7 protein-coding genes are annotated in these 15,027 nt (G+C 72.7%); 6 read left to right on the forward strand and 1 reads right to left on the reverse strand.

The features are described from left to right. Positions 1 to 103: 103 nt before the first annotated feature. Positions 104 to 1,201, reverse strand: coding sequence for a substrate-binding domain-containing protein (locus J2X63_RS07020; RefSeq protein WP_309975497.1), 1,098 nt, complete (start codon positions 1,199 to 1,201; stop codon positions 104 to 106). A gap of 173 nt (positions 1,202 to 1,374) precedes the next feature. On the opposite strand from J2X63_RS07020, the gene J2X63_RS07025 reads away from it, so the two are divergent. From J2X63_RS07025 to J2X63_RS07050, 6 genes are all read left to right on the forward strand, one after another. Beyond that, the gene (locus tag J2X63_RS07025; RefSeq protein WP_309977848.1) at positions 1,375 to 2,379 is read left to right on the forward strand and encodes a LacI family DNA-binding transcriptional regulator; all 1,005 of its coding nucleotides are present in this window, start codon (positions 1,375 to 1,377) and stop codon (positions 2,377 to 2,379) included. A gap of 4 nt (positions 2,380 to 2,383) precedes the next feature. Then, positions 2,384 to 3,352 carry a PfkB family carbohydrate kinase gene (locus tag J2X63_RS07030; RefSeq protein WP_309975499.1) on the forward strand — a complete coding sequence of 323 codons (969 nt, stop codon included), beginning with the start codon at positions 2,384 to 2,386 and terminating at the stop codon, positions 3,350 to 3,352. Positions 3,353 to 3,628: 276 nt separating this feature from the next. Continuing rightward, positions 3,629 to 6,577 (forward strand): GH32 C-terminal domain-containing protein, encoded by a 2,949-nt coding sequence (locus tag J2X63_RS07035; protein WP_309975501.1) that lies wholly within the window; start codon positions 3,629 to 3,631, stop codon positions 6,575 to 6,577. Positions 6,578 to 6,792: 215 nt separating this feature from the next. Continuing rightward, entirely contained in the window at positions 6,793 to 9,612 is a 2,820-nt protein-coding gene (locus J2X63_RS07040) for a DUF4062 domain-containing protein (RefSeq protein ID WP_309975503.1), read from the forward strand. Beyond that, the gene (locus J2X63_RS07045; RefSeq protein ID WP_309975505.1) at positions 9,612 to 12,302 is read left to right on the forward strand and encodes a DUF4062 domain-containing protein; all 2,691 of its coding nucleotides are present in this window, start codon (positions 9,612 to 9,614) and stop codon (positions 12,300 to 12,302) included. The genes J2X63_RS07040 and J2X63_RS07045 overlap by 1 nt, the downstream gene beginning before the upstream one ends. Before the next feature lie 16 nt (positions 12,303 to 12,318). Further along, complete coding sequence (locus tag J2X63_RS07050; protein ID WP_309975508.1) at positions 12,319 to 15,021, forward strand: DUF4062 domain-containing protein; 2,703 nt, start codon at positions 12,319 to 12,321, stop codon at positions 15,019 to 15,021. Positions 15,022 to 15,027 lie beyond the last annotated feature (6 nt).

A 15,027-nucleotide genomic window follows, 5' to 3' on the forward strand; every position in this document is an offset into this window, starting at 1 on the left:
TGGTGCGGTGGTGCGGCCCCGGTTGGTGTCGACGGATGCCCCGGGCGCGAGCTCGCGGCATCCGTCGCCGACGCCGCACCACCTCACGGTGCGGTGCGGGGCATCAGCCCCAGCAGATGTCGGCGGCCTCGGTGGTGTCGATCGAGTCGATGCCCTCCTGCGGGTCGTCGGTCACGAGCTCGACGCCGGTGTTGTAGAAGTCGAGGCCCTCGGTGTTCTCGGGGGTCGTGCCCTTGGTGACGAGGTCGTGGATCGCCTTCACGCCGAGCTCGGCCATCTTGACGGGGTACTGCTGGCTGGTGGCGCCGATGATGCCGTCCTTGACCGCATCGATGCCGGCGCAGCCGCCGTCGACGGAGACCACGATGAGGCCGTCGGTGGCGCTCGCGGCCTTGAAGGCCTCGTAGGCGCCGTACGCGGCGGGCTCGTTGATCGTGTACACCACGTTGATGTCGGGGTTCTTCGAAAGCAGCGTCTCGGCGGCGGTGCGGCCGCCGTCCTCGGCGCCCTGCGAGGCCTCGTTGCCGACGATCTCGTAGTCGCCGCCGCTGTAGGTGCCGGATGCCTCCTCGTCGCCGTTGGCCGTGTCGTCGGCCAGGTCGATGCCCATGCCGTCGAGGAAGCCCTGGTCGCGGGCCACGTCGACCGAGACGACCTTGTCGTCGAAGAGGTCGATCATCGCGATCGTCGCCTTCTCGCCTGCGAGCTTCGCCGCGGTCCACTCGCCGATCTTCTGGCCGGCGAGGAAGTTGTCGGTCGCGAACGTGATGTCGACCGACTCGGGGTCGGCCGGCGGGGTGTCGAGCGCGATGACGAACAGGCCGGCGTCGCGGGCCTTGACGAGCGCGTCCTCGACGGCCGGGCCGTTGGGGGTGATCAGGATGCCGGCGTCGCCCTTGGAGATGGCGTTCTCGACGGCCTGGATCTGGCTGTCCTCGTCGCCGTCCTCCTTGCCGGCGGCCATGGTGAGCTCGACGCCCAGGTCCTCGGCGGCGGCCTCGGCGCCGTCCTGCATGGCGACGAAGAAGGGGTTCGTGGTGGTCTTCACGATGAGCGAGACGCCGACGGTGTCGTCGCCGCCATCCGACGATCCGGTGGCTGTGCCGGACGCGCATCCGGTGAAGGCGAGTGCGGTGGCCGCGGCGAGCGCGCCCACTGCGATCAGGCGGCGGCGAACGGCGCCGGGTGCTGCGTGATTCATCGACGAATCTCCTCTGGTCGTGGGTGACCGTTGTCGCCCTGACAACGATGTCACGTTAGGTCTAGACCATGTCGATGTGTATAGTCAAGTCCACTTGGCACATTGGAGAGCAGATCGTGACATCGTTGTCAGAGGACACGTCGGGCTCCGGGGGCGGCCGCTCCCGGCCGACGATGCGACATGTCGCCGCGCTCGCGGGCGTCGGCGTGAAGACCGTCTCGCGCGTGATCAACGGCGAGCCGAACGTCTCGGCGGCGACGATCGCGAAGGTGACGGCCGCGGCACGCACGCTCGACTACCAGCCCGACCTGCACGCCGGCAACCTCCGCCGCGCCGACGGACGCACTCGCACCCTCGGCCTGCTCGTCGGCAGCGTCGACAACCCGTTCGCCGGGGCCGTGCACCGTGCCGTCGAGGACGCCGCCCTCGAGCACGGCGTCGCCGTCTTCGCGTCGAGCCTCGACGACGACCCCGACCGCGAGCAGGAGGCGGTCGCCGCGTTCCTGCGACGACGCGTCGACGGGCTCATCCTCACCACCGTCTCCGACAGCCAGGCCTACCTCGCTCCCGAGCTCCGGCGCGGCACGCCAGTGGTCTTCGTCGACCGCGAGCCGGCCGGGATCACCTCCGACGCCGTCGTCAGCGACAACGCCGACGGCGCCGCACTCGCCACCCGTCACCTGCTCGAGCACGGACACCGCCGGCTCGCCTACCTCGGCGACAAGGCCGGCATCCAGACCGCCCGCGAACGACGCCGCGGCTTCCTCGAGGAACTCGGCCGGGCCGGCGTCGCCACGCGCGACCTGCCCGTCATCGAGAACCTGCACGACGAGGAATCCGCCCGCGCCGCGACGATCGCCCTGTTCGAGGCGCCGAATCCACCCACCGCCATCTTCAGCAGCCAGAACCTCGTCACCATCGGGGTCATCCGCGGCCTGCGCGAGCTCGGCCGGCACCACGACACCGCGCTGGTCGGGTTCGACGACGTGCCGCTCGGCGACCTCCTCGACCCGGGGGTCACCGTGGTCGCCCAGGACCCCCAGGGCATCGGGCGCATCGCCGCCGAGCGCGTGTTCGCGCGGCTCGACGGCGACCACTCGCCCGCAGCACGTACGATCGTGCCCACCCGACTGATCGAACGCGGCTCAGGCGAGATCCGTCCGGGCGAGGAAGGCTGACCGGATGACCGACGCGAACCCCACGGCCGCCACGCCCTCCGCGAGCACTCCTGCGCGGCGGGTCACCGTCGTCGGCGACGCCCTCATCGACGAGCTGCGCGATGAGCACGGCTCCCGCGAGTTCGTCGGCGGCGCCGCCCTCAACGTGGCCGTCGGCCTCAGGGTGCTCGGCGAGGACGTCACCCTTGTCGCGATGCTCGGCGACGACGAACCCGCCGAACGCATCCGCGCCTACCTGCGCGACTACGGCGTGCGGCTCGTCGAGAGTCCCTCGGCGTACGGCACCTCTCGGGCGGTCTCGGATCGCACCGACGGGGAGCCCCGCTACGAGTTCAACGAGGCCGCGAAGCGGCGCGGCATCCGCTTCGATACCGCGGTGCGCGCCGCGCTCGACGACGCCGACCTCGTCGTGGTGAGTTGCTACCCGTTCGACGACGGTGCGCAGTACGCCGCGCTGCTCGACGCGGTGGCACGGCCCGAGCAGCGGCTCGTGGTCGACGGCAACCCCCGCGCGGGCATGCTCGCCGACCGGGCGGCGTTCCTCGCGAACTTCGAGCACCTCGCCGCGCGGTCGCTTCTCGTGAAGGTGGGTGACGAGGACGCGGAGCTGCTGCTCGGCGACTCGCTCGCCGAATTCGTGCAACGGCTCGGCGGCGATGCGGGTGGGACCACCGGACATGGCGGTGGCGCCATCCTCGCCACGGCCGGTCGCGCCGGCGCCGACCTGCACGCCGACGGCTCGTCGGTGCACGCCGACATCGTCACGCTGCCCGGCCCCGTCGTCGACACGATGGGCGCCGGCGACGCCACACTCTCGGCGGTCGTGCACCACATCGCGGCCAACGGCGTGCCGCAGACGACGGATGCCTGGACCGACGCCCTGCACGAGGCCATGACGATCGCCGCGGCCACCGTGCGGCACGAGGGCGCCCTGCTGCGGACCCCGGCGCACGACCCGGTCTTCCCGAGCTGACGGACTGCGCGTTCGCCGCGGCACACGCCGCCGCCCGACATCGAGAGGTCGCGGGTGGCCGTATCCGTGGCCAGGTGAGCGCCGTCTGTGACCGCTCGGCGCGTCGTGGCGGCGCGGCGGTGCGGGGCGGCGCGGCGAGCCGCCGCGCGCCGCCGCGCCGGCGTGCGGCATCCGCCCCTTGCATTGTCCGGCGGACACTGCGTAGCATCGCCGCCGTCGACTGACAACGATGTCACGAGTCAACCGTGACACGCGCGATGAAGGGCGAAACAGACGATGACGACGAAATCACGATGGGCGACAAGCGCGACGGTGACGGCCGTCGCCGCGCTGGTCGCCGGCCTCTTGGGAACAGCACCGGCCGACGCGGCGGAGCCACCGGCCCCCGACCCCGCGAGCGAGCAGTACCGCCCGTACCTGCACTTCTCCCCGGAGCGCAACTGGATGAACGACCCCAACGGCCTCGTCTACGAGGACGGCACGTGGCACCTGTTCTTCCAGCACAACCCGTACGGCACCCGCTGGGGCAACATGAGCTGGGGCCACGCGACGAGCACCGACCTCGTGCACTGGGAGGAGCAGCCGCTCGCGATCCCGCAGACGTTCGACGCGAACGGCGTCGCGATCGAGGACATCTTCTCGGGCTCGGTCGTGCTCGACGAGCAGAACACGAGCGGCCTCGGCACGGCCGAGAACCCGCCGATGGTGGCGATCTACACGAGCGCGTACACCCCGGCGCATCCGACGCTCGCCGGCCGCCAGGCGCAGTCGCTCGCGTACAGCCTCGACCACGGGCAGACGTGGACGAAGTACGAGGGCAACCCGGTGTACGACCGGGGCTCGTCGAACTTCCGCGACCCGAAGGTCTTCCGCTACACGAACCCGCAGACGGGCGAGTCCTACTGGGTCATGGCCGCCGTCGAGGCGCTGCAGTACCAGGTCGTGCTCTCGCGCAGCGACGACCTCAAGACGTGGACGCACCTCAGCGACTTCGGCCCGGCCAACGCCACGGGCGGCATCTGGGAGTGCCCCGACCTGTTCCCGCTCGCGGTCGACGGCGACCCGGCGAACACCAAGTGGGTGCTCGTCGTGAACCTCAACCCGGGCAGCGTCGCGGGCGGCTCGGGCGGGCAGTACTTCGTGGGCGACTTCGACGGCACCACCTTCACGTCCGAGAGCACGGTAGCGGATGACGCGGTGCCGGCGGGTGAGGTCTTCGCCGGCTTCGACGACGGCACGTACGACGGCTGGACCGTCGCGAACGAGCCCGGCAACTGGAAGAACGGCCCGTTCGGCGACGCCCCCGCAGCCGGGACGCTGCCCGGCCAGAACGCGGTGAGCGGATTCATCGGCGCGGGCCTCGTCAACGGCTTCAACGACTTCGACTGGCCGGTCGGCACGCTCGAGTCGCCGACGTTCACCGTCGACCAGCCGTTCGTGAACCTCCTCGTCGGCGGCGGCAACCACCCGCACGTCGACGGCACCCAGCTCGGCAACGAGCCGCCCGCCGGGCGCCTGCTGTTCGACGGCTTCGAGTTCCCCGACGGCACGACGCTCGCCGACACCGGGTGGACGGCGACCGGCGACCTCGCGGTCGATCCGAACCGCAACCCGTCGACGGCCGGCGGCGACTACTACCTCGGCCAGAAGCGCATCAACACGTGGGAGGGCGGCCCGAAGGGCGATGACAACCTCGGCGACCTCACGTCGCCGGCGTTCACCATCCAGTCCGGCGAGGACCACCTCTCGTTCCTCCTCGGCGGCGGCAAGCGGTTCAACGGCACGCTCGAGGTGCGCCTCCTCGTCGACGGCGAGGTCGTGCGCACGGCCACCGGCCCCGAGGGCGGCGCGCTCAACTGGCAGTCGTGGGACGTCTCGGAGTTCGCCGGCCGTGATGCGCGGTTCCAGGTGCACGACGACGCGACGGGCGGCTGGGGCCACCTCACCGTCGACCACCTCGTCCTCGGCGCCGAGCCGGCGCTGCCGCGGTCGGAGGAGACGTCGGTCAGCCTCGTCGTCGACGGCGAGGTCGTGCGCACGGCGACCGGGCGCAACAGCGAGACCCTCGACTGGGTGAGCTGGGACGTCGCCGAGTACGCCGGCCGCGAGGCATCCGTCCGCATCGTCGACAACAACCGGTTCGGCTGGGGGCACGTGCTCGCCGACCAGGTGATGTTCTCGGATGCTGCGGCCGCGCCTCGCCTCGAGGGCTACGACTGGCTCGATTGGGGCCGGGACTACTACGCGACGGTGTCGTTCTCGAACGCGCCCGACGGCCGGCGGGTGATGCTCGGCTGGATGAACAACTGGGACTACGCGAACGATATCCCGACCGGGACGTGGCGAAGCGCCAACACGCTGCCCCGCGACGTGCGGCTCGTGTCGACGCCCGAGGGCCCGCGCCTCGCGCAGCAGGTCGTGCCCGAGTTCGCGCAGCTCGAGCAGACCGATCGGGCGTACACGGATGCCTCGCGGCCGATCGCCGACGGCTCGGAGACGCTGCCCGTGGCGGGCGACGTCGTGCGCATCGACGCGGTGCTCCGGCCCGGTGACGCCGACGCGGTCGGGCTGAGCGTGCTCGGCGACGACGAGGCGTCGACGCGCATCGGGTACGACGCGGCATCCGGCCGCCTGTTCGTCGACCGGCGCAACTCGGGGAGCACCGCGTTCCACCCGGCATTCCCGTCGCTCGACGATGCGCCGGTGGCGCTCCGCGAGGACGGAACCGTGGCGATCACCGCGTACGTCGACCGGTCCTCGGTCGAGGCCTTCACCGCCGACGGGCGCACGACGATCACCGACCAGGTGTTCCCGAACGCCGGCGCCGACGCGATCGGCCTGTGGGCCGACGGTGACGGCGCGACGCTCGAGTCGCTCACGGTGACGCCGCTGCACGGCGCGATGTACAAGGAGGCCGGCGTGGACGATGCGACGGCCGCGCCGCCCACCGCCCAGCTCTCGTCGACGTCGGGGCCGAAGTCGGCCGACAAGGACGGCGACTACCTCGTGAAGGCGAAGCTCGGCAAGGGCCAGCCGACCACGGTGGTGCGGCTCGTCGAGGGCGACTCGGTGATCGGCCGCGTGTACCGCACGGCCGACGACGGGCGGATGGTGCAGTTCCCGATCACGCATGCCGCGCCCGGCGAGCACCACTACCGGGTCGAGCTCGAGAACTCGGCCGGCACGACCGACGGGGGCTCCCTCGTCGTGCGCGTCGCCGGCTGAGCCATGGGGGCGGGGTGCGGCGCTGCTGACCGCCGCACCCCGCTCGCCGAGGCGCGGCGTGCGCGCGGCCACCGCATGCCTCACCGCCGCGGCGCAGCGCATCGTGCCCGTGTCCCCCGATCTCGGGTGATGGACGCCGACGGCCGCTGGCCTCAGAATGGCAGGATGGGGCGCCGAAGGCGATGCACCCCGGCGACGCTGGAGGCGTCGCCGTAATGGACCGCGCCGCCGGACTTCCGATCCGAACGCCAGACCAGCGGCTCCGGGTCTTCGTCAGCTCCACCCTGAAGGAGCTCGAACCAGAGCGCCGTGCCGCTCGGGCGGCGATCGAGCGGCTGCGACTCGCACCGGTGATGTTCGAGCTCGGCGCGCGGCCGCACCCGCCGCAGCAGCTCTACCGCGCCTACCTCGACCAGAGCGACGTGTTCGTCGGCATCTACTGGGAGCACTACGGCTGGATCGCGCCCGGCGAGGAGGTCTCTGGCCTCGAGGACGAGTACCTGCTCGCGCCGCGCGACATGCCTAAGCTGATCTACCTGAAGCAGCCGGCGCAGCGCGATGAGCGGCTCGACGAGCTCCTCGGCCGCATCCGCGACGACGACACCGCCTCGTACACCCCGTTCTCGACCAGCGAGCAACTGGCCGACCTCATCACGGCCGACCTCGCGACACTGCTCGCCGAGCGGTTCGACGCGTCGCGGGCGGCGTCCGTGGGGTCCGGCGGAGTCGGCGCGGCGGGGAAGCCCGGCGCGGCTGCGGCATCCGGCCCGGCGGCCGCATCCGGCGACCCCGCGGCATCCGCTGCCTCGGCCGGCGAGCACGACGCGAGCACCTCGGGAACCGACCACATCCCCGTGCCGTACACCGAGGCCGTCGGCCGCGACCGCGAGGTGGCGACGCTGCTCGACTGGCTCGGCCACGGCGCGGAGCGCATCATCACGCTGGTCGGTCCGGGCGGCATCGGCAAGAGCCGGCTGGCGATCGAGGTGGCGCGCAGCGCGGGCGAGCCGTTCGACCGGGTGACGTTCGTCGCCCTCGAGCACGTGCTCGACCCGGCCGACGTGCTGCCCGCGATCGCCCGCGAGCTCGGCGTGCGCGACGCCGGCGACCAGCCACTCAGCCGCCAGCTCGGCGCAGCCCGCGCCGGCCGGCGCGACCTCATCGTGCTCGACAGCTTCGAGCAGGTGATCTCGGCGGCCGGCGACGTGATGGCCCTGCTCAACGACCTGCCCGACGCGACGTTCCTCGTCACGAGCCGCGCTCGACTCCGGGTGCGCGGTGAGCGCGTGTTCGACGTGGAGCCACTCGGGCTCCCGCCCGACCCGGCACGCGCCTCACTCGAGGCCATCTCCACGGCCGACGCGGTGCGGCTGTTCGTGACGCGCGCCCGCGCCGCCGACCCCCGGTTCGAGCTCACCGACGAGAACGCCGACGGCGTCGCCCGCATCTGCCGCGCGCTCGAGGGCGTTCCCCTCGCGATCGAGCTCGCCGCCGCGCGGATCCGGGCCCTGACGCCGGCGGCGATGCTGGGGCGGCTCGACAAGATGCTGCCGCTGCTCGTCACGGCAGCCCGCGACATCCCCGAACGGCAGCGCACCATCCAGGCGACGGTGGAGTGGAGCATCGACCTGCTGAGCCCCGAGGCGCGGGCCCTCTTCGTGCGCCTGGGCGTGTTCGCGGGCGACTTCAGCCTCGACGCGGTGGAGGCCGTCACGGCGCGCGCGCCCTGGGCGACCGACCTGCTCGGCACGCTCCTCGAGCTCGTCGACGGCAGCCTCCTGCGCCAGCACGACGACGCGGGCGTGCCGCTGTTCTCGATGCTGGTGCCGGTGCGCGAGATCGCGAGCGCTCGATTCGACGCCGAGCCGGATGCCGCGGCGGTGCGCCGCGTGCACGGCGAGCACTACCTGCGCCTCGCCGCAGAGGTGGAGCCGCTGCTGGAGGGATCGACGCAGTCGGCCGCGCTGCAGCGGCTCGATGCGGAACGCGACAACATCAGGGCCGCGTTCCGGCATCTCATCTCGGTCAGGATGGTGGATCCGGTCGCGCGGGCCGTGTGGAGGCTGTTCCTCTACTGGTGGATCCGCAGCCAGCTCACCGAGGCGAAGGCCTGGATGGAGGACATCCTGCACGCCGACCTGCCGCTGCGCGACCACACCCGGGCGATCGCGATGGGCTTCACGTCGTGGGTGGCACTCTCGCAGCCCGGCCCCGAGGTCGACTCCGGTCCGATCGAATGGAGCCTCGCGCTGTTCCACGCGGTCGGCGATCGGCTCGGCGAGAGCGGCGCCCTCACCGCGCTGAGCATCGCCTGCGCCGCGTCCACGCCGCCCGACCTCGAGCGGGCCGACAAGCTGCAACGACGGGCGCTCGAACTCGTGTCGGCCGAGGAGCATCCGACGTTCGCCGCCCTCTTCAAGGACGCGTTCGGCGCCCTCACGCTGCTTCGCGGGGATGTCGACGGGGCGATCGGCATCTACGAGGAGGTGCTGGAGGATGCCAGGCGCTCGGGCGACGTGTTCGTCGAGAGCATCACCCTGGCGAACTCGGGGTGGGCGCGGCTGGCGCGCGGCGAGGCGCGCCCCGACCTGTTCTCACGCAACCTCGAGCTGTCGCTCCAGCTCAGCAACGACGACGGCATCGCGTACGCGCTCGAGGGGCTGGCCGCGTGCGCCGCGGTGGCGGGCGACGTCGACCGGGTGGGCGTGCTCCTCGGCGCCGCCGACACGGTGCGGGTGCGTACGGGACTGGTGGGCCAGCGCTCCAACACCACCTACCGGCCGTTCGTCGAGCGCATCCTGGCCTCCGACGGGGCCGCCGCGTTCGAGGCGGCGCGGGCACGGGGCCGGGGGATGTCGCGGCGCGCGGCCCTCGACCTCGCGCTGGCACCCGTGGAGCCGGCCGAGCCGGCCGAGCCTGCCGGGCCGACCGGACCAGCAGAGGCCACCGGGGCGGCAGGGGCCAGCGGGGCGACCGCGCCGGCAGCGGCCACGCCCGCGGCCGACCGAGCGCCGTCGGTGGAGCCGGTGACCTGATGGGTCCCGGGCCGGCGATCCGCACCCCCGACCAGCGGCTGCGCGTCTTCGTGAGCTCGACCCTGAAGGAGCTCGAGCCGGAGCGGAGAGCGGCCCGGGCGGCGATCGAGCGGCTGCGGCTGGCACCGGTGATGTTCGAACTGGGCGCGAGACCGCATCCGCCCCGCGACCTCTACCGTGCGTACCTCGGCCAGAGCGACGTGTTCGTCGGTGTGTACTGGCAGCAGTACGGCTGGATCTCGCCCGGCGAGGAGATCTCGGGCCTCGAGGACGAGTACCGGCTCACTCCCGGCGACATGCCGAAGCTCATCTACGTGAAGCGGGCCGCCGAGCGCGAGGAACGCCTGGCCGAACTCCTCGACCGGATTCGGGATGACGGCACCGCCTCGTACACGCCCTTCTCGACGGCCGACGAGCTGGCGGAGTTGATCGAGTCCGACCTCGCCACCCTGCTCGCCGAGCGGTTCGACGCGTCACGGGGTGCGGTCACCTCAGACGCCGGGGCCGCGGGCGACGAGGCGTCTGCCGACGAGGCATCCGACGCCAGGGCCGCCGCGGCAGCGCCGCCGACCGGGTCACCGACAGGGCGCATCCCCGCCCCGTACACCGAGGCGGTGGGACGCGAGTTCGAGGTCACGGCCCTGCTCACCTGGCTCGCCGACGACGCGCAGCGGCTGATCACGCTCGTCGGTCCCGGCGGCATCGGCAAGAGCCGCCTCGCGATCGAGGTCGCGCACCAGGCGGGGCCGCCGTTCGACCGGGTGACCTTCGTGACCCTCGAGCACGTGCGCGACCCAGCCGAGGTGCTCCCGGCCATCGCCCGCGAACTCGGCGTGCGCGACTCGGGCGACGCCCCGCTGAGCGAGCAACTCGGCATCGCGCGGGCCGGACGGCGGGACCTGATCGTGCTCGACAACTTCGAGCAGGTGCTCGATGCCGCGCGCGACCTCGTGACGCTGCTCACCGACGTGCCCGGCGCGACGTTCCTCGTGACGAGTCGTGCGCGGCTCAGGGTGCGCGGCGAGCAGGTCTTCGACGTGGAGCCGCTCGCCCTGCCGCCCGACCTCGCCGATCCGGCCGATGACGGGACCGTCGACGAGATCCTCGCCGCCCCGGCGGTTCGCCTCTTCCGGGACCGTGCACGGGCGGCCGACCCCCGGTTCGAGGTGACGCCCGAGAACGCGGCGGATGTCGTCCACATCTGCCGCGCGCTCGAGGGCGTGCCCTTGGCGATCGAGCTCGCGTCGGCCCGCATCCGGGCGCTCACCCCGGCCGCCATGCGCGCGCGGCTGGATCGCGTGCTGCCGCTGCTCGTCACCGCCGCCCGCGACGTGCCGGAACGTCAGCGCACCATCGAGGCGACCGTCGAGTGGAGCATCGACCTGCTCGGCGACGAGGCCCGGGCGATGTTCGTGCGCCTCGGCGTCTTCGCCGGTGACTTCAGCCTCGACGCGGTCGAGGCGGTGACCGCCGGCGCCCCGTGGGCGACCGACCTGCTCGGCACCCTGCTCGAGCTCGTCGACGGGAGCCTGCTGCGCCAGCACGGCGACGCCGACGTGCCGCTCTTCTCGATGCTGGTGCCGGTGCGGGAGATCGCGGGAGCCCGCTTCGATCGGGATCAGGATGCCGCCGCAGTGCGGCGCGCGCACGCGGACCACTACGCGCGCCTCGCAGCCCAGATGGAGCCGCTGCTGCGCGGAGCGACCCAGGTGGCGGCCCTCGATCGCCTCGAGGCGGAGCGCGACAACCTGCGCGCCGCCTTCCGGCACCTGATCGCGGTCGACGCGGTCGACGCGGTCGCGGACGCCGTGTGGCGGCTGCTGCTGTACTGGTGGATCCGCAGCTACCTCCCCGAGGCGAAGACGTGGACGGAGGACCTCCTCGCGGCGGGACAACCACTCTCGACGCGCACTCGGGCCATCCTGCTCGCATTCCCGTCGTGGGTCTCGCTGTGGCAGACGGATGCGGAGATCAGCACGGCGAAGCTCGAGGAGAGCGTTCGACTCTTCCGGGAGATCGGCGACGAGTTCGGGGAGGGCCTGACCCTGACGGTGCTCTCGCTCGCCTACATGTCGGTGGAGCCGCCCGACCTCGAGCTCGCGGAGGCCCGCCAGCGTGCGGCGCTCGACCTGGAGGGCGGCCGAGATGCGAGCTTCGACGCGCTGTACCGGGGCGCGCTCGGCCGCATCCGGCTGCAGCGCGGCGACCTGGCCGGAGCGATGACGCTGTTCGAGCAGTCGCTCGACGAGGCGGTGCGGGCACAGGACATGTTCGTGGAGAGCATCGCGCTCACCCAGGTGGGGTGGGCGCAGCTCGCCCTCGGCCAGGACGCGAGCGAGGCGTTCCTGCGCAACCTCGATCTCGCCGTGCGGCTGCGGAACGACAACGGGATCGCGTTCGCGCTCGAGGGTGTGAGCGCATCGGTGGCCACCACCGGCGACCTCGAGCGCGCCGGCATGCTGCTGGGCGCGGCCGACGCGCTCCGCGCCCGCACCGGACTCTCGGACCAGCGCTCGTACGTGACGTTCCAGCCGTTCGTGGACGCGGTGCTCGCCTCCGACGATGCGGCGGCGTTCCTCGCGGGTCGCGCGCGAGGGCGACGGATGTCACGGCGCGCCGTGCTCGAGTCGGCGCTCGGTTCCCACGCGGCGGCAGCGGCCGGCCCTCGCCCATCCGGGGTGCCGTCGTGAGCGCGGAGACGCCTCCGTGAACAGCCCGACCGGCTCGGCGGGAATCCGCACGCCCGATCAGCGGCTGCGAGTCTTCGTGAGCTCGACGCTGAAGGAGCTGGCACCTGAGCGCCGGGCGGCTCGGGCGGCGATCGAGCGGTTGCGACTCGCGCCCGTGATGTTCGAGCTCGGGGCGCGGCCGCACCCGCCGCGCGAGCTCTATCGCGCCTACCTCGCGCAGAGCGACGTGTTCGTCGGCATCTATTGGCAGCAGTACGGGTGGGTCGCACCGGGCGAAGAGATCTCGGGCCTCGAGGACGAGTACCGGCTGGCGCCGCGCGACATGCCGAAGCTCATCTATGTGAAGCAGCCGGCCGAGCGGGAGGGGCGTCTCGGCGGTCTCCTCGGCCGCATCCGCGACGACGACACCGCCTCGTACACGCCGTTCTCGACCGCGGAGGAGCTCGCCGAGCTCATCGAGTCCGACCTCGCGACCCTGCTCGCCGAACGGTTCGACGCATCACGCGCCGGCGCCGGCCCGGGCGGCCCGGACGCAGCGACCGATGCGGACGCGGGGGCCGGACTCGGGGACGCGGCCGGGCGCCTCCCGATGCCGTCCGGCGCGGTGCTCGGCCGCGACACCGACCTCCCCACGCTGCTCGAGTGGCTCGGTGGGGCGGACCCGCGCCGCCTCATCACGCTCGTGGGCCCGGGCGGCATCGGCAAGACCCGGCTCGCGGTCGAAGCCGCCCGGCTCGCCCGCGAACGGTTCGACCGAGTGACGTTCGTCGCCCTCGAGCACGTGCGGGACCCCGCCGGCGTGCTCCCAGCCGTGGCACGCGCCATCGGCGTGCGCGAGGGCGACGCGCCGACGATCGAGCGCCTCTCCATCGCACGTCGGGGGCGACACGACCTTCTCCTGCTCGACAACCTCGAGCAGGTGATCGCCGCGGCACCCGACATCGCTGCCCTGCTCGCGGCCCTGCCCGACGCCACCGTCATGGTGACGAGCCGCGCGAGGCTCCGTGTCCACGGGGAGCAGGTCTTCGATGTCGAGCCGCTGGCCCTTCCCACCGACCAGCGCGCGGTCTCGCCCGACGAGGTCTCCGACGCTCCGGCGGTCAGGCTGTTCGTCGACCGTGCGCGCTCCGCCGATCCGCGGTTCGAGCTCACGAGCGGCAACGCCGAGGTCGTCGCGCGCATCTGCCGGGCGCTCGACGGCGTGCCGCTCGCGATCGAACTCGCGGCAGCCTGCGTCCGACTCCTCACGCCCGCGGCGCTCCTCGCGAAGCTCGACCGCGTGCTTCCCACGCTGGGCTCGTCGGACCGCGACCTCCCCGAGCATCAGCGCACGATCCGCACGACGGTCGAGTGGAGCCTCGATCTCCTGGGTCCCTTCGCCCGGGCGCTCTTCGTGCGCCTCGGGGTCTTCGCCGGCGACTTCGGGTTCGACGCGGTCGACGCGGTCGCGGCGGACGAGCTCTGGGCCGTGGACCTGCCCGGCGCCCTCCTCGAATTGGTCGACGGCAGCCTGCTGCGCCAGCGCGCCGTGGGTGACGAGTCGTTCTTCTCCATGCTCGTGCCGGTCCGCGAACTCGCGGTGGCGCTCTTCGCGCAGGACACGGATGCCGCGGCCGCGCGCCGTGCGCACGCGACCTACTACGTGCGACTCGCCGCCGAGATCGAACCGCTGCTGCACGGCACCACCCAGCAGGCCGCGGTCGAACGGCTGGAGGCCGAACGCGACAACGTCCGCGCCGCCTTCCGGCACCTCATCACCGTCGGGGACGTCGACACGGTCGCCGACGCCGTATGGCGGCTGCGCCTCTACTGGTGGATCCGCAACCTCCTGCCCACCGCGAAGGCCTGGACGGACGACCTGCTCGAGTCGGGCAGGCCCCTGGCCGAACGCACGCGGGCGATCGCGATCACGTTCTCGTCCTGGGTGGCACTGGCGGTCCCCGGGACCGAGGTGGACCGGGAGCCGCTCGAGGAGGCCTCGGCGCTCTTCCGCGCGGCCGGCGATCCGCTGGGGGAAGGCGCGGCGCTGACGGTGCTCGGCATCGCCTGCACCACGTCGACCGACCCCGACCTCGGCCGGGCCGAGGCACTGCAGCGGCGGGCGATCGACCTCGTCACCCCCGAGGACGACCCGACGTTCAACGCGCTGATCCGCGGGCAGCTCGGGAGCATCGCGTTGCGACGTGGGCACGCGACTGAGGCGCTCGCCCGCTACGACGAGGTGCTCACGGACGCGGTGCGCGACGGCGACCGATTCGTGGAGATGACCGAGCTCACGAACGCGGGATGGGCCTGGGTCACGCTGGGCGAGGCCCGCCCCGACCTGTTCGACCGACAACTGGACCTCGCCCTGCGGCTCGGAAACGAGGACGGCGTCGAGAACGCGCTCGAGGGAATCGCGGCGTGCGCCATCCTGCGCGGCGATCCCGCACAGGCGGGCATGCTCTTCGGTGCGGTCGACGTGCTCTGGACGCGAACCGGGCGGATCGACCAGCGCACGTATCCGACGTCCGGTCCCCTCGTGGAGCGGGTGCTCCGGTCGGGGCACGCATCCGAGTTCGAGGCGGGCCGCCCGCGTGGCCGATCGATGTCGCGGCGTGCCGCACTGCGGCTCGCGCGGGAGTACGCGACCGAGACCGCGGTCGCCTTGACCGCCGTCGGCGGCCACGGACGAACGGATGCCCGGGAGATCGGCTCCCCGGGGCATCCGTCGTCGTGACCGCCG

It is taken from the genome of Agromyces sp. 3263 (genome assembly GCF_031456545.1).
GTDB lineage: Bacteria > Actinomycetota > Actinomycetes > Actinomycetales > Microbacteriaceae > Agromyces.

Excerpts from the sequence above, each read along its gene's own strand:
- J2X63_RS07020 (WP_309975497.1), bottom strand. The coding sequence starts at position 1,201 with ATGAATCACGCAGCACCCGGCGCCGTTCGCCGCCGCCTGATCGCAGTG.
- J2X63_RS07025 (WP_309977848.1), top strand. The coding sequence starts at position 1,375 with ATGCGACATGTCGCCGCGCTCGCGGGCGTCGGCGTGAAGACCGTCTCG.
- J2X63_RS07030 (WP_309975499.1), top strand. The coding sequence starts at position 2,384 with ATGACCGACGCGAACCCCACGGCCGCCACGCCCTCCGCGAGCACTCCT.
- J2X63_RS07035 (WP_309975501.1), top strand. The coding sequence starts at position 3,629 with ATGACGACGAAATCACGATGGGCGACAAGCGCGACGGTGACGGCCGTC.
- J2X63_RS07040 (WP_309975503.1), top strand. The coding sequence starts at position 6,793 with ATGGACCGCGCCGCCGGACTTCCGATCCGAACGCCAGACCAGCGGCTC.
- J2X63_RS07045 (WP_309975505.1), top strand. The coding sequence starts at position 9,612 with ATGGGTCCCGGGCCGGCGATCCGCACCCCCGACCAGCGGCTGCGCGTC.